This window comes from Bacillota bacterium (genome assembly GCA_013178415.1).
Taxonomy (GTDB): Bacteria; Bacillota; SHA-98; order Ch115; family Ch115; genus Ch115.
This window is the reverse complement of record JABLXA010000004.1, coordinates 232,474-252,520: the sequence shown is the minus strand read 5'-3', so window position 1 is coordinate 252,520 and position 20,047 is coordinate 232,474. Positions and strand designations below refer to the sequence as shown.

The window sequence follows — 20,047 nt, the reverse complement described above, 5'->3', positions numbered from 1 at the left end:
AATGATTTTCGATAGTATCCATGAAGCCCTAAGGGACATCCGCGATGGCAAGATGGTGATAGTGTGCGATGATAAAAACAGGGAGAATGAGGGCGACCTTGTAATGGCTGCCGAATGCGTCACCCCGACGGCCATCAATTTCATGGCCAAGTATGGCCGCGGACTCATCTGCGTCGCGATGATCCGGGAGCGGCTTCAAGAGCTCCGTATCCCGCCCATGGTCACGGAGACCTCCGAGAGAATGGGCACGGCCTTCATGGTCTCGGTGGATGCCAGGGAGGTCACTACTGGGATTTCAGCTCCTGAACGGGCCATGACAGTCAAGGCCCTCGTTGACCCCAAAACGCGGCCCGAAGATCTCACAAGACCCGGCCATATTTTCCCCCTGGAGGCGAGGGAGGGCGGAGTCCTCACAAGGCCCGGCCATACGGAGGCGGCCGTGGACCTGGCCCGGCTTGCAGGCCTTCCCCCCGCCGGCGTTATCTGCGAGATAATGAACGAGGACGGGACCATGGCCAGGCTTCCGGAGCTTGTTGCCTTTGCCGATCTTCACGGCCTGAGAATCATAACTATCGCGAGCCTGGTGAGATACCGAAAGATGCACGAAAAGCTTGTGAGGAAAGTAGCTGTAAGCTCGCTTCCCACGAGATTCGGGGATTTCAGGGTGATGGCTTATGAATCTCTACTGGACAGGGAATGCCATCTCGCCATTGTAAGAGGGGACGTCGAGGGCAAGAAGGGAGTCCTCGTGAGGATACATTCAGAGTGCCTTACGGGAGATGCCCTTGGCTCCTTGCGATGCGACTGCGGAGAACAGCTGGCGAGGGCTCTGGAACTAATCGAAAGGGAAGGCCTCGGCGTCCTGCTCTACCTCCGGCAGGAAGGCAGGGGAATCGGCCTCCTGAATAAACTGCGCGCCTACGAGCTCCAGGACCGGGGGAGAGATACCGTTGAGGCCAACGAGGAGCTGGGATTTGCTGCGGACGAGCGGTCGTACGAGACGGCCGCACAAATACTGAAGGATCTGGGCCTATCCGTTATTCGTCTTTTGACCAATAACCCCGATAAAATCAATGACCTTGAGGATTATGGGATCGGGGTAATCAAAAGGGTGCCGATCGAGATCCCGCCGAACGGGGTCAACACAGGCTATCTTGGGACGAAACGGGAGAAACTCGGCCATCTGATCGATTCAACTATTTTGGGAGGGAAGACCAGTGTTCAGAATCTATGAAGGGAAACTCATCGGCGAAGGGTTACGCATAGGGGTCGTCGCAAGCAGGTTCAACGAATTAGTAGTAAAAAAGCTCGTGGAAGGGGCCAGGGATGCTCTCACAAGACACGGCGTTGCAGACGAGGACATAGAACTTGCCTGGGTACCTGGGGCCTTCGAAATCCCCCTTGTGGCCCAAAGAATGGCCGAATCCAAGAAATATGACGCGGTCATTTGTCTCGGCGCCGTCATAAGGGGGGCCACCCCTCATTTCGAATATGTAGCGGCCGAGGCGGCAAAGGGGATAGCGCAGGTCGCGCTCAAGACCGGCATACCCGTCACCTTTGGGGTTCTGACCACCGATAATTTGGAGCAATCCCTAGAACGGGCAGGGACAAAGGCCGGCAACAAGGGATGGGATGCGGCCCTCTCGGCGATAGAGATGGCAAACCTCCTGCGGGAGCTGGGGTAGGAGGAGGGTGGAGCATGTTCGGTTGAGGCGGTGGAATGAAACCGGGGAAGGTCATATTCAAAGGAATTCCTACCTTGACGTCGAATAGAACTAACTAGAATTGAACAAGGTGAAGGAAAGAAGAGGGTCACGAAGATCTTCTAAGAGCCGTGTAGGCTTGAGGTTGGTTCTCCGCGGCCCTTTTGTTTTACAGGGTCCGGTTCGGAGGGCTAAACAAACGACACGCGGTGATTGGGGGGATAAATATGCACATACCAGATGGATTTCTGGATACAAAAACATGGCTTGGCGCGGCGGCTTTGAGTGCCGGAGTGATTGCATATAGCATAAGGATGCTTAGAAAAGGACCAGATGCCGAAGAGCATCTTGAATCCTCTGCTCCCATGATGGGGGTGATGGCCGCTTTCATATTTGCGGCCCAGATGCTTAATTTCCCCGTAGCGGGGGGAACATCAGGTCATCTAATAGGTGCGGTATTGGCAATGATTCTCCTCGGGCCCCATAGGGCACTCATTGTTATGACCTCGATCTTGATAGTGCAGAGCCTCATTTTCCAGGATGGGGGCATAACTGCCCTGGGCGCCAATGTGCTGAATATGGGGGTAGCGGCCACATTTTTGGGCTATGCTATAATCCGCTTTTCCTTGAAAACATTTGGTGAAAGGCGTGGATTGCTTTACGGGACTTTTGCGGCTTCATGGTGCTCTGCGGTAGCTGCCGCGGCGCTGGCAGCATTGGAATTGGCCTTCTCAAACACAGCGCCTCTGGGCATCGTATTTCCTGCCATGGTAGGTTGGCATGCGCTTATAGGAATTGGTGAAGGCTTGATCACCCTTGCCGTGGTTTCTTATGTGGCCGCAGTGAGGCCCGACCTCCTGCGGGGATTTCTCTTTGAGAGGATGAGAAGCTATGAAGCGTGACTATTTGATAGGCTTGCTTGTTGCGATATTCTTGGCCTGCGTCCTTTCGCCCCTGGCATCATCTTTCCCAGACGGACTCGAGCGGGTAGCGGAAGACCATGGATTCCTTGCAAAAACCGAGGGAGCAGCAACATTTCCTTCTCCGATCCCCGATTATTCTTTCCCTGGAGTGGGAAGCAGTGCGCTTGCTACTTCCATGGCGGGACTCTTGGGCACCATTGTGGTTTATCTTCTTGTTCATCTTGTTGGGCGGCTTACAGATATGAGAGGTAAACATAATGAGGGGACCAGGTCTTCAACTTGACCCGCGAGTGAAGCTCTTGAGCGCCGTAGGCTTCATTGTGGCTGTGGCAACAATGCCACAGGTTGCGCCATGGAGATTCGGACTCTTTCTGGTTCCCGTCGGATCGGCCCTATTCCTTTTCAAGGTCCCTCCAGGCAGAGTTCTGAGAAAGTCACTTGTGGTGATCCCCTTCATACTGACTGTGTCCTGCTCTATCTTTGTATCGACGCTGCTAGATCACTGGGGATACCGCGGAGGTTGGGGATCAGATGGGTTCCTGGTCACATGGAATGCAGGCATCAAGGCGTGGCTTTCCTCTATTATAGCGATATTACTCGGTCTTGCGGCGGATTTCGATGACCTCGTAAAGGGGATGAGACGCCTTGGCGTGCCAAGAATCATGACCCTTACGCTTTTGTTTCTTTATCGATATATGTCTGTGCTTGGGCTGGAGATCCAGCGGATGAAGACCGCATATGATCTAAGAGCCGGCAGCGGCAAGGGATCTTTTAATCTCAAAACTATGGGGTATCTCATTGGAGATCTTTTTATCAAGGCCTGGGAACGCTCGGAGAGGATCTCTCAGGCCATGCTTGCCCGTGGATTTACTGGAGAGATGCCGGGCAAAGATGGTCTAACCATGACTCTTGGGGATTGGGGCTTCCTGATACTATCTCTCATATGCATTTTAGCAATCAGGTTAGTTGCCCCCGGCATTGTGTCAAGATAATGCTAGAACATGGGGAGGGCTCCATAGAAGGTTGTGCGAAAATAGTGAGGCTGTATATGCCTCAACAGCGAAAATAGTCGAGATCAAGAACCTGAACTATACATACCCGGATGGGACGAGGGCATTGGAGGATATCAGCCTCGACATATATGAGGGGGAGTCTGTAGCTATTGTTGGCCCGAATGGCGCGGGAAAATCCACTTTACTCCTGACCCTTACCGGGATCCTACAAGCCGAGGGGGACATTAAGGTTTTGGGCCTCCCAGTCGAACCTAAAAATCTCCGGCAGATCAGGTCCAAAGTAGGCCAGGTATTTCAAAACCCTGACGACCAGCTCTTCTGTCCCAGGGTCTTTGATGATGTGGCCTTTGGCCCCCTAAATCAGGGATTGTCAGATACTGAGGTCGAAGCCAGAGTGAGGACTGCTCTCTCCCTCGTGGGTATGACGGGTTATGAGAAAAGACTTTCCCATCACCTGAGTCACGGCGAGAAAAAGCGCATCGCCCTGGCCTGTGTTCTCTCGATGAATCCTTCAATTATCTTCTTGGATGAGCCTTTTAGTGGACTTGACCTCAGGGGCAAGAGAGGACTTTTGGGAGTCCTGCGTTCACTATGCATTCCAAAGATAATAGTGACTCATGATCTGGACATAGTCTGTGACCTTTGTCACCGAATATTCATTCTGGATGGGGGGAGGCTCGTCGCAAGCGGGAGAACGTCAGAGATCCTAAAATCTCCGGATCTTTTGGAAGCCCATGGAATAGAACACAGGCAGATAATGGGTTACGACATGCGCGGAAGGGTGTGTGGTAGAGTTGACTTTGCTAGAGGATAAGCTCAGGAATCTACAAGAGAATCTTGCCGGGATGAAAAGCGTCCTTGTGGCGTTTTCGGGCGGCGTGGACAGCACCTTTCTTTTGAGTGCGGCCCACGAAGTGCTCGAATCTCGTGCTGTGGCTATCACCATCGCGTCAGAATTACATTCTCCAAATGAAATACAAGAAGCCAGGAAGATAGCGGCCATGCTTGGCTCGCCCCATGAGGTAGTGTACGCGAAGATCCTGGATCTGCCGGGATTAAAAGAGAATCCGCCCTCTCGCTGTTATCTATGTAAGCGACATCTTTTCTCTAAATTGAAAGAGATGGCCTCTCAGAGGGACCTTGCCTACGTTGTAGATGGATCTAACGCTGACGACCTGGGCGATTACCGGCCTGGCATGGCCGCCCTTACTGAGCTTGGCATCCGCAGCCCTCTTATGGAAGCAGGACTTACCAAGGAAGAGATCAGGCTCCTTTCAAAAGAAAGGGGCCTTCCCACATGGAACAAACCAACGATGGCATGTCTTGCCACGCGATTTCCTTATGGAATTGAATTCACGGAGGCAGATCTTGGCCGGGTAGAAGAGGCTGAGAGATTTCTGCGAACTATGGGCTTATATGATGTGCGTGTTCGACATCATGGTGATATGGCAAGGATCGAGACGGGAAGGAATGAGATGATGAGATGCATCGAGAATGCAGATGCCATAGTGACGAAACTCAAAGGTCTGGGGTATGTCTATATAGCCTTAGACCTGCAAGGATATCGCAGTGGCAGCATGAATGTAGGATTATCTCATTCTTTGCAAGACGTCCATGCTGCTGAGGCGACACCATCGGATGGATGAATAGGAAAGGGAAGTACTTATGGATGCAGAATATCTCAGGGGATTGCTTGAATCAGTAAAGGAAGGGCGCATATCCATCGATAAAGCGCTCGTTGAATTGCGCGATCTCCCTTTTGAAGATCTTGGCTTTGCAAAGGTGGACCATCACCGCGCCTTGCGAAAAGGGTTCCCCGAGGTTATATATTGCAAGGGCAAGAGCATCGAACAGATAAAGCAGATTGTGAAGGCGCTTACTGCCAGATCTGACAATATCATGGCGACACGGGCCGACCGGAATATATTTGACGCCATAAGGGAAATATCCGACGACGTAGTCTATTACGAACTCGCAAGGATAGTGGTGGTCAGGCCTGTGGCCCGGGCTACAACCAACGGCATCATCCTTGTGGTCGCCGCTGGTACAGCAGACCTTCCCGTAGCAGAAGAGGCGGCTGTGACTGCTGAGGTAATGGGCAATACAGTCAAGAGGCTTTACGATGTGGGGGTGGCCGGACTTCACCGCCTCCTCAGCCATAGAGAAGAATTGCTGTCCGCACGGGTGATTATCGTGGTAGCAGGAATGGAGGGAGCACTTGCAAGCGTCATAGGAGGAATGGTGGACAAGCCTATAATAGCTGTTCCTACAAGCACAGGGTATGGCGCCAGCTTTCATGGGCTTGCGGCGCTCCTTTCCATGCTAAATAGCTGTGCCTCCGGCGTAGGTGTGGTGAATATTGATAACGGTTTCGGCGCGGGGTACCTTGCAGCGCTCATCAACAAGATAGGGGAACCGGCCACCCGCGTTGATGATGAATAGGAGAGAGAGACATGAAAAGGATAGGCTACTTTGATTGCCAGAGCGGCATAAGCGGAGATATGGTGCTCGGCGCTTTGCTAGATGCAGGGTTCGATATTACCGAACTAAATGAGGGCTTGAGTAGGCTAAGAATCGGCGGGTTTGATCTCAAGGCCGAACGAGTGACCCGGCATGGAATCAGCGGAACAAGTGTCGAAGTGGTCTTGGACCCGGCAACTCCACAGGAATTTCGCCATCTTTCAGATATGGAAGCCATACTCAGAGAAAGCGACCTTAACGAAGGGATCAAAGAAAAAAGTCTCAAGATTCTCCAGCGACTTGCTTATGCTGAGGCTAAAGTGCACGGGATTCCAGTGGAACATGTTCATTTTCACGAAATCGGGGCTGTCGACACAATTGTCGATGTAGTTGGAAGTGTATTGGGAATCAATGCTATGGGCATAGAAGAGATCTATGCCTCTAAGCTTCATGTGGGAACCGGGACTGTGAAATGTGCCCATGGTGTGCTTCCTGTCCCTGCCCCCGCCACGCTGGAACTCCTCAAGGGGGTCCCAATCTATTCTACGGGAATTCAAGGAGAGCTTGTAACACCCACAGGTGCCGCAATCATTACGACATTAGCCCGGGCTTTCGGCGAATTTCCTCCCATGACTGTGGAACGGACGGGTTATGGCGCTGGAAAGCGAGAACTTGAGATCCCGAATCTCCTACGAGTGTGTATTGGGGGAAGCGCCCAAGAGTCGGTGGACAGGAACGAATCCCCTGGGAACGAAGTAGTTGTCGAGTGCAATATTGATGATATGAATCCCGAGATCTATGGTCATGTGATGGACCTCCTCTTTGAAAAAGGAGCCCTTGATGTCTTTCTCACCCCGGTCATCATGAAAAAACAGCGTCCGGGGACTATTCTCACTGTTATCACCCAAAATGAGATCTTGGATGAGATTATAAAGATCGTCTTTATGGAAACTACCACCCTGGGCGTAAGAATTCATCAGGTCAAGAGGGAAAAAGCAAATCGCGAATTGATATCTGTCAAAACCAGGTTTGGGGAAGTCAGGGTAAAGGTGGCCAGATTTAAGGATATGGTCACAAATATAGCCCCTGAATACGAGGACTGTAGAAGGCTGGCTAAAACGCACGGAGTTCCTCTCAAGGTCATCTATGATGAGGCCCGGAGGCACATCAGCGCTGAATGATAATTGCCTGCAGAAACTGGGGTAGGGCACCGGGAAACCCATCCATTATAGTGCCTTGCCCCGGCTTCGTTATATCCAGCCTCTCACTTCGGCGGGGCGAGGAAACCCTCCACCAATTTCATCGCGCAGTAGGGACCGCACATCGTGCAGCCCTCTCCAGTCTCCGGCAGTGCATCGCCTGCGAGGCAGCTCTTAACCCTTTGAGGGTCTATGGCTAACTCGATCTGGCGCCTCCAGTCAAGTGCCTTGCGGGCGCTTGACATCTCCCTGTCCCAATCCGCCGCCCCTCTGACCCCCTTCACGAGGTCGCCCGCATGGGCTGCGATCCGGGCGGCTATGACACCTTCTCGCACCTCCTCCAGGGTCGGCAGTCGCAGGTGCTCGGCGGGGGTCACATAGCAGAGGAAATCCGCCCCGGCGCTTGCAGCTATGGCCCCTCCAATAGCTGAGGTGATGTGATCAAATCCCGGCGCCACATCCGTAACCAGCGGCCCCAGGACATAAAATGGTGTTCCCTGGCAGAGTTGCTTCTCAAGGCGTATATTCGCCTCGATCTGGTCAAGCGGCATGTGACCGGGGCCCTCGATCATCACCTGGACCCCCGCATCCCGCGCCCTCTGGGCGAGCTCCCCCAGGATGACTAACTCCTGAACCTGCGCCCTATCGGTGGCATCCGCTATAGCGCCCGGCCGCAATCCGTCCCCGAGGCTCAGGGTGATATCATATCGCAGGGATATATCCAGGAGGCGATCGAACTGCTCATAGAGGGGATTTTCCCTCTCGTGATGCAGCATCCATCCAACGATAAACGAGCCACCTCTACTCACGATGTCGGTCACCCTCCCCTGCCTGCGCATCCTCTCCAGACTCTCCATCGTAAGGCCGCAGTGTACCGTCATGAAATCCACCCCGTCCCTGGCCTGCCTCTCGATGACCTCAAAAAGGCTGTCTGCCTTCATGGCCACGATCGCGCCGTCCCGGGCCCTTGCCTCCACAGCAGCCTGGTAGATCGGCACCGTGCCAAAGGGAGCCCGGCATCTCTCGAGCAAGCCTCGCCTCACGGCATCGATATCGCCACCGGTACTAAGGTCCATGATAGTATCCGCCCCTGCCGCGAGGGCCGCCTGGAGTTTGGTTACCTCCGATTCCATGGCCGGGTAACGCTCAGACGTACCGATGTTGGCATTAACCTTTGTACGGAGCCCCGATCCTATGCCGCAAGGGTCAAGCCCGGGGTGATTCGGGTTCGCGGGGATCACGATCGTCCCTCCGGCCACCCCTTTAAGTATCTCCTCCGGTGTCGTATGTTCCTTCGCGGCAACCGTCCGCATCTCCCGTGTTATGGTGCCGTCTCTCGCCATTTCAAGTTGCGTCAATGTTTCCACCTCCAGCAAAATGAAACCGCGGACCAGCTGCGGTTCGCGGTTTCGCATTTCTCTTTCCATTCCAACGAAATCACTTCCCTACGCTGGTATTACCCAGATACCGGATGCTGCGTCGCCTCACCTGCCGCCCTCCGCGTCCCTTGCGGGATTTCTCGCAGGGCACTTGCGGCGCATCACCCGGCGCAAATCAGGTTCAAGGGGTGAGCAGGTTGCCCCTGCATTCTCAGCCTCGCGGTAGAAGCTCCCCCAGTGATCCTTGTGCTATTCAGTTTTCCGGCGGTTACATCTAGGATAACTCACTATGCCGTATTTTGCAACACCAGGCGCCAGAGCGCCAGAGCCAGAGCATTGCGGTCAATATCATAGATAGGCTTACGAAACTATGGTATAATAATTATTGCCAGGATATCCCTCAGAAATCGGAATTCGACAGGCATTCGTGGCCGCTCATCAAGGCTATATCGACCTATAGCAGCTAGTAGCAAATATTGTGGCTATTTCAATAGATCTATACAGGAATAACAAAATTTTTCCATATGATCTCTGGCTGTCAGTAGCATGAATTCAAGAGCTACGGAATTGTTACGATGAATGGCTCACCATTCTGGGCCAAAACAAAGAGGAGCATGAGAACGAGCGTGATAATACCAGATGATGTCTTGCGGGCAGCTCGAATGTCTGCCGCCGAATTGATGCAGGAGATTGCGGTCTTGCTCTTCCAGAAAGAGAAACTAACCCTGGGGCAGGCTAGCCGCCTGGCAGGGATGAATCAATTGCAGTTTCAACATTTGCTGGCTAGTCGCCAGATCCCGATCCATTATGATGTGGCTGAGTTCGAGGCAGATCTAAAGACTCTGCGAGATCGGCTGGCAAATTCCCGCCACGGAGCCAGAAAAGGACCGAAGTAAGCAGAACACCTTAATCTCCCAGGTTACCGAACCCAATATGAATGTTCGCTAACATCGCCAGGCTGACGTTTCGCATCAATGCTACCTCTTATCCTGGATTGGCACCTTTATCGCCTTATTTGTCCCATGGGAATGACCGCTCTTCAGCTGACTCTTCTGAGATCTCACCTCACGTCCGCGGGGCGTGCCCCGGGGCTTGCTCATTTCCTCAGCTATAGCCTCACTCGCATTATCAACGTCGCGCGCGGGCCCGAGAGTGCGTAGCCTCCTGTCTCCTTTGGTCATTAGAAGCCCCCCAAGACTATTACTATCTTTATCATCGCCAAAAAGGACGTCTCTCTATTCCGGTGCCGATCTTCCAGGATCGCTCCGATCCAAGGTTGACCTATTCAAGGAGGAGCCGCCTGTCCCTTTCCCGGCGGCATTGATCCGAGAGATGCCACGCAAGCGTAGGTGGTATCGGACCATCGGCTTTGATCCGAGGCCTTATTGCCCGAGGGCCTCGGATCACAGAGCGACCTGCAGCAAGGTCGCGTCCGATGGGACGATACCACTATCGCTTGGTCACGCCGCGTCCGATGGCGAGGAGCACCCATTCCCCGACAGTGCTGCGTTTGCCAAGAATAGCGCCTATTATGCCGCCCTACACCACGCGCGAAAGGCCAAACTCCTGGAACAGCGCCCTGACCGCGCGTTCCGCATCCTTCTCCGCTATCAAGCAGGAGATGGTGATCTCAGAGTCTACGGTCTGCATGATACTTATATCTTCCCGGTAAAGCGCATCCACAACTCTTGCCATGATGCCTGGCACATGCTGCATTCCTGCACCCACAACCGACACCTTGGCGCAATGGGGCACAACACTTGCCGCAAATCCTTGTTTCGTGAGGGCACATTGGGCCTTCTCCTGCAGATCGCTCTTGATGGTGAATAAGACACTCTGAGGGGTCATGTTGACGAAATCGATGTTGATTCCCTCTTCACTGATGGCCTTGAATACTAACACCCGGGCCTGATGCTGATCAGGATGGCCAGTGAGATCAACCTCGATCCTTGAAAGTCCAGCTAAATGGGTAACCCCAGTTATTATCCTGCTTGTCTTGCCAGAGGTGATAAGAGTCCCGGGAGCATCGCTGAAGGTGTTCTTAACCTTCATGGGAATCCCGGCTTGACGGACTATCTCCACGGCCCGGGGATGCACAACCTTGGCGCCATTATTGGCAAGCTCCAATATCTCTTCATAGGTCATGCTCTCAAGTATCTGCGACCCACCTGATACACGAGGATCTGCGCTCATCACCCCATCAACATCCGTATAAATCTCCACAAGCTCAGCCTTGAGAGCGACTCCAAGAGCTGAAGCAGTAGTATCGCTTCCACCCCGTCCCAAGGTGGTAATATCTCCTGCTATGCTGCATCCCTGGAAACCAGCGACAACGGGAACATGGCCGTCCCTTATGGAAGCAAGGATTCTTTCTGGCCCTATCCCGATGATTCGGGCTTCTCCAAACCTATCATCCGTGATTATGCCTGACTGTGATCCGGTAAAGGCCTGGGCCTGAATGCCAACGGCTTTCAATGCCTGCACGAGTATGACCGCTGAGATGATCTCACCACAAGATATGAGAAGGTCCCGCTCCCTCGGCGCGACCTCGATTCCCGTGCTATTCACCATGTCAAGCAACGTATCCGTCGCATAAGGGTCCGGACGCCTTCCCATGGCGGACACCACAACTACGGGCTGAAATCCCTGCTTCTGCGCTTCTAACACTTTAGACGCAACTAGTTTCCGCGCTTCTGCCGTGGCAACGGATGTACCGCCAAATTTCTGGATTATTATACGATTAGCTTGACTTTGCCTAGAAGATGCTTCTAAGACGACCACTATTTACCGGCACCGGCTCATGGCGATTATCTAGGCCAGCGCCATGTCCCCTCCCTCTATCTCTCCTCCAGATTCCCGGCCATGTCCTGTGGGGTTTGGCCCGCCTGTGACGCCCGGTCTGATCTGATAGAGGAATCGATCAGTCGCTCATCCTCCAGCCTCGGGCCGGGAGCGGATAGAGTTCTTATTTCTTTCTATATACAAGATCTCCTTGGCTTTTGCAATAGCATTCGATACCTGTTCCGGCGCGGTGCCCCCGATGCAGGCGCGAGCCTTGATAGAGCTTTCGAGAGAGACAGAATCCCTTATATCTTCATCAAAGAGGTCACTGAAACTTTTCCACTGGTCCAATGTCAAATCTTCAAACAAGATTCCCTGCTCAACACAATAAAGAACTATCCTGCCCGCGACTCTGTGCGCATCCCTGAATGGCACGCCTCTTTTCACTAGGTAGTCAGCAATGTCTGTTGCCGTGATGTAGCTTTGACTTGCAGCTGCCCTCATCCTGTCTCTCTTTATTTTCATGCCCTTTACGATTAGCGTTAGAACCTCAAGGCATGGGATTATGGTATCTGCAGCGTCGAAAAGAGCCTCTTTGTCCTCCTGCATGTCTTTGTTGTAGGCGAGAGGCAAACCTTTCATCACCATCAAAAGGCCCATTAGATCACCCACAACCCGGCCTGATTTTCCTCTAATAAGCTCAGCCACATCAGGATTCTTTTTCTGGGGCATCATGCTGCTCCCGGTGGCATGCGCATCGTCCAACTCAATAAAGCCGAATTCTTCGCTGGACCAAAGAACTATTTCCTCACATAATCTGCTAAGATGAATCATCAAAATGGAAGCCGCCGCCAGGAACTCAAGGACAAAGTCTCTGTCTGACACGGCGTCCAGGCTATTTCGAGTAACCGTCGAAAAGCCCAGAGCCTCTGCCACCTTTTCTCTGGGAATGCTGAAAGATGTCCCTGCAGCTGCGCCTGATCCCAGCGGCATTTCATCCATCCTGGCGAGGCAGTCTGAAAATCTCCCCGCATCTCTCTGGAGCATTTCAAAATATGCCATGAGATGATGGCTGAAAAGCACAGGTTGGGCCCGCTGAAGATGGGTATAAGCAGGCATTATGGTAGACTTCTCCCCATCTGCCCTGTCCACAAGAACCTCTTGAAGTCCACGGATCGCTTCAATTATAGCCCTTATCTGCTTCTTAACAAACAGCCTCATATCAAGGGCTACCTGGTCATTGCGGCTCCGTCCGGTATGTAGTTTCCGTGCCAGAGACCCGATTTTCTTCTCCAGCAAGCCCTCTATATTGGTATGAATATCCTCCAATTCTATTTGAAATTCGACATTTCCCCTCTTCACTTCATCGAGGATTGAAAGAAGCGCTGATTTGATAGTCTCACATTCCTCTTGAGAAAGGATACCAGCCTCCGACAAACCATATGCCTGCGCAATGCTTCCTTCTATATCCTCTTCGGCCAACCTGTAATCGAAGGGGATCGAGGCCCCAAAACGGTCCACAATCCCCTCAGTCTCCTTTGTAAATCTGCCAGACCAGTATTTCAAGGCTTTCAATCCTCTCTACGCTGAAACTACGCCCGCCTTGGTCGCTTGAGCCACCTGAGACGCCACCTTGGTAGGAAGGCCCCAAATATCGATGAATCCCTTGGCAGCTGAATGGTTAAAGGCGTCACCTTTGTCGTAAGTTGCAAGGGAATGATCGTAGAGGGAATATGGTGACTTCCTCCCGACCACAGCAGCGACACCCTTGAAAAGCTTCATGCGAACTGATCCCGTCACCATCTCCTGAGTCTTCGCCACAAAGGCATCGAGGGCTTCCTTGAGAGGCGAGAACCAAAGTCCAAAATAGGTAAGTTCAGCATATTTCTGGTCTATGAGCTGCTTAAAATGATAGGTTTCTCTCGGAAGAGTCAGGCTTTCTAGATCTTTGTGCGCTGTATGGAGTACCACCGCAGCAGGCGCCTCATAAATCTCTCTCGATTTAATGCCGACCAGGCGATTTTCTACCTGATCTATCCGCCCTACCCCATTGGACCCGGCGATTGTATTGAGTCTTGTGACCAGTTCACATGGATCTAAAGCATGGCCATTGAGCGCGACTGGGACTCCTGCTTCAAAAGAGATCTCTACATAAGTCGGCTCATTTGGCGCAGATTCAGGGTCCTCAGTCCAAAGGAAAGCGTCGGCCGGAGGCTCAGCCCAGGGATCCTCCAGGGCACCACACTCTATGCTCCTGCCCCAGAGATTCTCATCGATGCTGTAAGGGCTCTTGACCGTGACCGGCACAGGAATCCCGCGCTGCCTCGCGTATTCGATCTCTTCCTCGCGGGACATATGCCAATCCCTCACAGGAGCCAGTATCTCGAGATCCGGCGCAAGAGCGGCACAGGAAACCTCGAATCTCACCTGGTCGTTGCCCTTGCCAGTGCAACCATGGGCTATGGCAAAAGCCCCCTCCTTCCTCGCTATTTCCACAAGCCACTTCGATATAAGGGGCCGCGAAAGCGCCGAATTTAGAGGATATTTCCCTTCATATAACGCATTGGCCTGGAGGCTTGGAAAAGCATAATCTCTGAGGAATTCCTCTTTGCCGTCGATTACGTAGCATTTAGAGGCGCCGATGTCAAGAGCCTTTTGTTTTATAAAACCTAGATCCTTAACTCCACCGACATCCAGTGCAACTGCCACAATCTCAGCCTCATATTTCTCAGCAAGCCATTTAATAGCAACAGATGTATCAAGTCCCCCCGAATAAGCAAGTATGATCTTCTTCACATCAAAAACCTCCTTTTCCCCTCCAAATGGCCCGAAAGGTGCATACTGGCGTCTTGGTGCCCTGGCCCCCTATCATTGCGATATCCTGGCACCCTATCACCGCAACATCGCGGCATCCTGGCATCACGACATCCCGGCACCCTGCCATCGCGGCCACCCGACGCAGGCGGCCATCGCACGGATCCCTTCCAGGCTCAAGCGAGGGATCTCCTCTCATAGACATATTTGTCTTATAGATCTCTCATTAAGAGAGCCATGATCGCCTTCTGCACGTGCAGCCTATTCTCGGCCTGATCAAAGACGATAGAATGCGGGCCGTCGATCACTTCATCCGTTATTTCCTCGCCCCTGTGAGCGGGAAGACAGTGCATGACGAGGACATCGGGCTTCGCCTCCTCCACAAGTCTCTGATTCACCTGATATGGCTTTAGAGCCTCGACTCGCTCATCATGCTCCTTCTCCTGCCCCATGCTGGTCCAGACGTCAGTATAGATCACATGGGCATTGGCTACTGCCTCAAATGGACTTCGCATGATCTCTATCTGGCTCCCGCTCTTCATCGCATCTTCTTTTGCGAGCCTGACTATCTCTTCAGAAGGTTCGTATCCAGCGGGTGTGGCAATGGATATATCCATCCCGACCTTGGCCGCGCCGAAGAGCAATGAATGGGCCATGTTATTTCCATCGCCTACATAGGCGATTTTGAGACCTTCTATCCTATCGAACTTCTCCAGGATGGTGAAATAGTCCGCAAGTGCCTGGCAAGGGTGTAAAAGATCCGTAAGCCCGTTTATCACTGGTATGGACGCATATTGCGCCAGTTCTTCCACATCCTTGTGGTCAAAAGTCCGGATCATGATTCCATCCAGGTACCTTGACAGGACCCGGGCTGTGTCGGCTATAGTTTCCCCTCTGCGAAGCTGCATGTCCTGAGCATTGAGGAAGAGGCCATATCCACCCAATTGGAATATCCCCACCTCAAAGGACACCCTTGTCCTCGTCGAAGGTTTTTGAAAGATCATCCCAAGGATCTTTCCCGGCAGAATATGGGTCTTCTTCCCCTCTTTAGAAAGCCTTTTCAACTCCGCAGCTACATCAAAGATGGTAAAAACCTCTCTGGTTGTAAGGTCATGTATCGAAAGTAGGTCCCGGCCTCTCAGCCCATAGGCCACATCGTTATTCATTGCCTCCAGATCCTCGGCGGAAACCACGATGGAATCCTTGGCCATTTGTCATATGTCCCCCTTATCCTGATTATTGAGATATCCTGGCCTGCCACGCTCTCTCCTGCCGCGCGTTCCGGTTGGTAGTCATGCTCATCCTTTTATCTCAGCGTAGTAGGAGACTACGGCCTGTTCTAGTATGGCCAAGGCTTTGTCTACTTCCTCTTCTGTCACAGTAAGCGGAGGCAGGAATCTGAGGGTTGAGTCCCCTATTGCATTGACTAGCAGCCCCAATTCCAGGCAATGCGACGCTATCTCCCTTGCACCTTTTGCAAGTCCAAGTCCGATCATGAGCCCCAAGCCCCGGACGTCTGTGATAAGGTCGTGCCTGAGCCCGAGATGAGAAAGGCCTGCCATGAAGTACCTCCCCATCTTGACGGCATTGGAAATGAGATCCTCTTCAAATATTGTCTTAAGCACGGCATTCGCTGCGGCTGCGCTGACAGGATTTCCCCCGAAGGTGGATGCGTGAGATCCAGGCACGAAATGCTGTGCGACATGCTCCTTGGCCAAAATGGCTCCCATGGGGAGCCCGCCTGCCAGGGCCTTAGCCAGAGACACTATATCCGGCACTATCCCGTAATGCTCAAAGGCAAAGAATTTGCCAGTCCGGCCGAGTCCGGTCTGGACCTCATCCAGAATCAGCAGCGCGCCAGTAGCGTCGCATAGACGCCTGGCCTCCACAAGAAATTCCCTTTTCGCGGGGTAGATCCCGCTTTCCCCTTGAATAGGTTCCAGCATGATGGCGCAGGTAGCGTCATTCACCGCCTGCCTGAGACTACTGGGATCATTGAAGGGGATATATTTGAACCCCGCCGGAAGAGGCTCGAACCCCTTTTGATATTTCGGTTGCCCTGTCGCTGTGATGGTGGCCAATGTCCTTCCATGGAATGAATTCAAGGCAGTTATGATCTCATAATGCCCCTCGCCGAGGACTTCCTTACCATATTTGCGCGCCAGCTTGATAGCGGCCTCATTGGCCTCGGCGCCGCTGTTACAGAAAAAGACCTTGTCGAATGGCGAATTCTCAACAAGAAGACTGGCCAACTCCGCCTGAGGTTCACTAAAATACAAATTGGAACAATGAAACAATTTCTGGACCTGCGAGGTGACAGCCCCGACTACCGCCGGGTGGCAGTGTCCCAGGGCGTTAACGGCGATTCCAGATACGAAATCAAGATATTCCTTACCCTTATCATCCCATACCCTCGTCCCACGGCCCCGGACTATAGTCACCGGCAACCTTGCATAGGTGTTCATAACATAATTTCTTATCTTACTCTCTGCATCTAGCACGGGAGACCCCCCTTACCATCCTCGTCCTCCGATCACCATGGTTCCTATCCCTTTATCCGTGAAGATCTCCAATAACAAAGCGTGCGGGACCCTACCATCGATGATATGTGCCCTCGGAACCCCACCATTTAGCGCCGCGATGCACCCTTCTAGTTTTGGAATCATTCCCCGGCTGGCTTTTTTCGTTTGCAGCATATGACGTGCTTCCTCCAAAGAGAGAGAGGAAATCAATGTGTTCACGTCACCCTCTGTCTCGAGGACGCCCTCAACATCAGTGAGGATGATCAGCTTGCTGGCTCCAAGCGCAGGCGCGAGATATCCTGCCACAATGTCAGCATTTATGTTGTATGCCACCCCTTCCGCATCCTGCGCAACCGGCGCTATGACCGGAATGAAACCATTTCCACAAAGCACCTGGACTATCTCAGGGTGCACCTCTTGTATCTCGCCAACCTGACCGAGTTCTCCATTCCCTTCTCTCCTCGCAAGGATCAGATTTCCATCCTTTCCGGAAAGCCCCACCGCCTTGGCCCCATGCTTGCTCAGGAGTGACACCAGCTCTTTATTCAGCCTTCCGCAGAGCACCATCTCAACGACATCCATAGTTGCCTGGTCGGTTACCCTGCGACCATTTACAAATTGGGGTTTCAGCCCGAGCTTCTCCATAACATCGCTGATTTCCGGGCCTCCCCCATGAATGACAACGGGATTGAGGCCGATATATCTCAGCAGGACTATATCTTGAGCGATGGTATTCCGCCTATTCGCATCACTCATAGCATTGCCGCCTAATTTTATGACCACGGTCTTCCCAAAAAACAGCCGCATGTAAGGAAGTGCCTCGGTGAGCACCTCTGCCTTCTCCAGCACATCGTGCATTCTTCATGCCCCCTAAGATCTATAGCTAGCATTGATCCGCACGTAATCATAACTGAGATCACAAGTCCACGCCGCAGCCCCAGCGCATCCTGAATTAAGATCGATGGTAATGGTTATATCCTTCTTCTCCAGGACTTCCCTGGCCTCTCCATCTGAAAACGGAAACCCGCAGCCTCCTTGGGCTACTTTGATTGCTCCAAGATAAATATCGACCTTATCTGGGTCAAAGGTGACCCCGGAACGACCCGCTGCGGCCAAAATCCTTCCCCAATTGGCGTCGGCTCCGAAAATGGCGGTTTTGACCAGATTGGAAGTTGCAACTGTCCTGGCGATTTTCCTGGCATCAGACTCACTGGGGGCAGATTTCACTCTGATCTCCACAAACTTGGTAGCTCCTTCGCCATCTCTGACTATCATATGAGAAAGCTCACGTGCCACAAGGGTGAGTCCCTGGACGAAAGCATCAAACGGGCCCAGGCCTGCACCCGGATTTCCAAGATCAGGATTTTTGAGATCTATTTTCTCATTGCCAGCCGCGCCCGACGCCATGACAAAGACGCTGTCATTGGTGCTTGTATCGCCATCTACAGTTATCATATTGAAGCTATCACGGCATGCCAGTTGAAGGGCCAAATCAAGGGCAGTTTTTGAGATATTTACATCAGTTGTGATAAATGCCAGCATGGTGGCCAGATTCGGGTGAATCATGCCCGACCCCTTGGCCATGCCGCCTATCCTCACTGGCACGCCATCGATATCTATCTCCACCGCGTACTTCTTTGCAAATGAATCTGTGGTCAGGATAGCCATAGACGCTTCTTTTTCACCTTGGCGTGAAAGAAGCCTTGCAGCCTCTGGTATACCTGCCATCACTTTATCCACGGGCAGCCTCACCCCGATAACCCCGGTTGAGGCGATGAGGACCTGTTCTTCTTCGATCTTGAGAACCCTGGCGACGGCCTTCACGACTTCCATTGCGTCACTCATGCCATCAGCCCCTGTGCAGGCATTTGCATTACCGCTATTTGCGATGATCGCTCTTGCGCTGCCACCGGATAGATGCTTCTGACTCACCAACACCGGGGCGGCCTTTACGATATTAGAGGTAAACAATCCTGAAGCTACACAATCATTCTCTGAGAAAATTAAGGCAAGATCTAACGCCTGCGACTTGATGCCGCAGCAGACACCTGATGCCAGAAACCCGGTCGGGGCAGTGACACCCCCGTCTATGGGGTGCATTTTATATCTATGTAAGAACTTCTCCTTGGTCGTATCGATTTTCATATTTTAAATATCCCCCCGGTTTCGTGATAAGAGTGTCATGGAAAGATAGGCGGCGAGAGAAGACCGACTCTTTCATCAAGGCCGAACATGACGTTCATATTCTGAACCGCCTGTCCAGCGGCGCCTTTGACAAGGTTGTCTATCGCGGCCATGGCGATTACTCGCTTGGTCCTTGTATCGACTCTCACGGTCACGTCACAGAAATTGGACCCATACACAGCCTTCGTATTTGGCAACATATCCTTCCCCAGGACTCTGACAAAGGGTTTGCCATGATAGAAATCCTGGTAGAGGGCGATCATGTCATCACTGTCCATCGCTTGCCGCGAATACCCCGCTGCATCGTATTCATTCAACTTTGCATAGCAGGTAACGAGTATGCCACGGGTCATTGGCACAAGATGCGGCGTAAATGAACATACAATGTTCACGCCAGCGATCGACGAGAGCTCCTGCTCGATCTCCGGCGTGTGCCTATGGCCCGGCACCCCGTAGGGTCTCATCCCATCGTTTATCTCAGGGAAATGATATCCCGGGCCAGGAGTCCTGCCCGCGCCGGAGACCCCGGATTTGGCGTCGATCACTATACTTGCCGGATCGATGAGGCCATGAGATAATAGCGGTGCAAGAGCCAAGATCGAACAGGTTGGGTAGCACCCGGGATTGCCTATGATCTTTGCCCTAGAGATGACTTCTTTGTGGAGTTCTACAAGCCCATAGGCAGAGTTCTTGAGCAACTCAGGCGCGGCGTGGGGTATCTTGTACCATGCCTCAAAGGTTGCGGGATCTCTGAACCGAAAGTCAGGTCCAAGATCTATCATCTTTGCGTCACCGAGGCCTGAGGCGAGATCCATTGCAGTTCCATGAGGCGCGCAGCAGAATACCACATCGGTATCATTTATGTATTCAGATATTTCTAGTGGGCAAAACTCTAGATCCACTAAGCCACGCAGGTTGGGGAACACATCGCTTACTTGCTTTCCGGCGTGTGTCCGCGATATCACATGAGCAATCCTGACCTCAGGATGAGACAGGAGTATCCGGATGACTTCTCCACCTGTGTAGCCTGATCCGCCCACTATGGTCGCCTTTATCAATTTGAATCCCT

At 52.5% G+C, this 20,047-nt stretch carries 20 protein-coding genes and 1 riboswitch; of the genes, 10 read left to right on the top strand and 10 right to left on the bottom strand.

Annotation, left to right across the window (positions count from 1 at the left end):
- Position 1 precedes the first annotated feature (1 nt).
- The 9 genes from HPY52_05375 (at position 2) to larC (ending at position 7,280) form a co-directional block, all read left to right on the top strand.
- Positions 2-1,234 carry a bifunctional 3,4-dihydroxy-2-butanone-4-phosphate synthase/GTP cyclohydrolase II gene (locus HPY52_05375; GenBank protein NPV79692.1) on the top strand — a complete coding sequence of 411 codons (1,233 nt, stop codon included), beginning with the start codon at positions 2-4 and terminating at the stop codon, positions 1,232-1,234.
- Positions 1,218-1,685 carry a 6,7-dimethyl-8-ribityllumazine synthase gene (locus HPY52_05370; GenBank protein NPV79691.1) on the top strand — a complete coding sequence of 156 codons (468 nt, stop codon included), beginning with the start codon at positions 1,218-1,220 and terminating at the stop codon, positions 1,683-1,685. Before HPY52_05375 ends, HPY52_05370 begins: the two co-directional genes overlap by 17 nt.
- A 245-nt stretch (positions 1,686-1,930) precedes the next feature.
- Positions 1,931-2,605: an energy-coupling factor ABC transporter permease gene (locus HPY52_05365; protein ID NPV79690.1), complete on the top strand. Its 675-nt coding sequence runs from the start codon at positions 1,931-1,933 to the stop codon at positions 2,603-2,605.
- The gene (locus HPY52_05360; protein ID NPV79689.1) at positions 2,595-2,909 is read left to right on the top strand and encodes a hypothetical protein; all 315 of its coding nucleotides are present in this window, start codon (positions 2,595-2,597) and stop codon (positions 2,907-2,909) included. The genes HPY52_05365 and HPY52_05360 overlap by 11 nt, the downstream gene beginning before the upstream one ends.
- A complete protein-coding gene (gene cbiQ, locus HPY52_05355; GenBank protein NPV79688.1) occupies positions 2,884-3,618 on the top strand; it encodes a cobalt ECF transporter T component CbiQ in 735 nt (244 codons plus the stop codon). Before HPY52_05360 ends, cbiQ begins: the two co-directional genes overlap by 26 nt.
- 73 nt (positions 3,619-3,691) lie before the next feature.
- Positions 3,692-4,453 (top strand): ABC transporter ATP-binding protein, encoded by a 762-nt coding sequence (locus HPY52_05350; protein NPV79687.1) that lies wholly within the window; start codon positions 3,692-3,694, stop codon positions 4,451-4,453.
- The gene (gene larE / locus HPY52_05345) at positions 4,434-5,285 is read left to right on the top strand and encodes an ATP-dependent sacrificial sulfur transferase LarE (GenBank protein ID NPV79686.1); all 852 of its coding nucleotides are present in this window, start codon (positions 4,434-4,436) and stop codon (positions 5,283-5,285) included. The genes HPY52_05350 and larE overlap by 20 nt, the downstream gene beginning before the upstream one ends.
- A 19-nt stretch (positions 5,286-5,304) precedes the next feature.
- Complete coding sequence (gene larB, locus HPY52_05340; GenBank protein ID NPV79685.1) at positions 5,305-6,081, top strand: nickel pincer cofactor biosynthesis protein LarB; 777 nt, start codon at positions 5,305-5,307, stop codon at positions 6,079-6,081.
- Between the two features lie 11 nt (positions 6,082-6,092).
- Positions 6,093-7,280 (top strand): nickel pincer cofactor biosynthesis protein LarC, encoded by a 1,188-nt coding sequence (gene larC / locus HPY52_05335; protein NPV79684.1) that lies wholly within the window; start codon positions 6,093-6,095, stop codon positions 7,278-7,280.
- An 83-nt stretch (positions 7,281-7,363) separates the two neighbouring features.
- Here the strand turns inward: larC and thiC are convergent, their stop codons facing one another.
- Positions 7,364-8,713 (bottom strand): phosphomethylpyrimidine synthase ThiC, encoded by a 1,350-nt coding sequence (gene thiC, locus HPY52_05330; GenBank protein ID NPV79683.1) that lies wholly within the window; start codon positions 8,711-8,713, stop codon positions 7,364-7,366.
- Positions 8,714-8,723: 10 nt separating this feature from the next.
- A riboswitch (TPP riboswitch) is annotated at positions 8,724-8,923 on the bottom strand.
- Between the two features lie 368 nt (positions 8,924-9,291).
- Between thiC and HPY52_05325 the strand changes: the two genes are divergently transcribed.
- Entirely contained in the window at positions 9,292-9,573 is a 282-nt protein-coding gene (locus HPY52_05325) for a UPF0175 family protein (protein NPV79682.1), read from the top strand.
- 81 nt (positions 9,574-9,654) lie between these two features.
- Here the strand turns inward: HPY52_05325 and HPY52_05320 are convergent, their stop codons facing one another.
- The 9 genes from HPY52_05320 to HPY52_05280 form a co-directional block, all read right to left on the bottom strand.
- On the bottom strand, positions 9,655-9,858 hold the full coding sequence (locus HPY52_05320) for a hypothetical protein (GenBank protein NPV79681.1): 204 nt from the start codon (positions 9,856-9,858) through the stop codon (positions 9,655-9,657).
- Between the two features lie 358 nt (positions 9,859-10,216).
- Complete coding sequence (dapG, locus tag HPY52_05315) at positions 10,217-11,458, bottom strand: aspartate kinase (GenBank protein ID NPV79680.1); 1,242 nt, start codon at positions 11,456-11,458, stop codon at positions 10,217-10,219.
- Between the two features lie 147 nt (positions 11,459-11,605).
- The gene (gene argH / locus HPY52_05310) at positions 11,606-13,024 is read right to left on the bottom strand and encodes an argininosuccinate lyase (GenBank protein ID NPV79679.1); all 1,419 of its coding nucleotides are present in this window, start codon (positions 13,022-13,024) and stop codon (positions 11,606-11,608) included.
- 15 nt (positions 13,025-13,039) lie between these two features.
- The gene (locus HPY52_05305; GenBank protein ID NPV79678.1) at positions 13,040-14,254 is read right to left on the bottom strand and encodes an argininosuccinate synthase; all 1,215 of its coding nucleotides are present in this window, start codon (positions 14,252-14,254) and stop codon (positions 13,040-13,042) included.
- A gap of 230 nt (positions 14,255-14,484) precedes the next feature.
- Positions 14,485-15,426: an ornithine carbamoyltransferase gene (gene argF / locus HPY52_05300; GenBank protein ID NPV79677.1), complete on the bottom strand. Its 942-nt coding sequence runs from the start codon at positions 15,424-15,426 to the stop codon at positions 14,485-14,487.
- 144 nt (positions 15,427-15,570) lie between these two features.
- The gene (locus tag HPY52_05295; protein NPV79676.1) at positions 15,571-16,737 is read right to left on the bottom strand and encodes an acetylornithine transaminase; all 1,167 of its coding nucleotides are present in this window, start codon (positions 16,735-16,737) and stop codon (positions 15,571-15,573) included.
- A 48-nt stretch (positions 16,738-16,785) separates the two neighbouring features.
- Positions 16,786-17,652, bottom strand: a complete 867-nt coding sequence (gene argB, locus HPY52_05290) for an acetylglutamate kinase (protein ID NPV79675.1) — start codon at positions 17,650-17,652, stop codon at positions 16,786-16,788.
- A 12-nt stretch (positions 17,653-17,664) separates the two neighbouring features.
- The gene (gene argJ / locus HPY52_05285; protein ID NPV79674.1) at positions 17,665-18,894 is read right to left on the bottom strand and encodes a bifunctional glutamate N-acetyltransferase/amino-acid acetyltransferase ArgJ; all 1,230 of its coding nucleotides are present in this window, start codon (positions 18,892-18,894) and stop codon (positions 17,665-17,667) included.
- 80 nt (positions 18,895-18,974) lie between these two features.
- Entirely contained in the window at positions 18,975-20,036 is a 1,062-nt protein-coding gene (locus tag HPY52_05280) for an N-acetyl-gamma-glutamyl-phosphate reductase (GenBank protein ID NPV79673.1), read from the bottom strand.
- Positions 20,037-20,047: the final 11 nt, after the last annotated feature.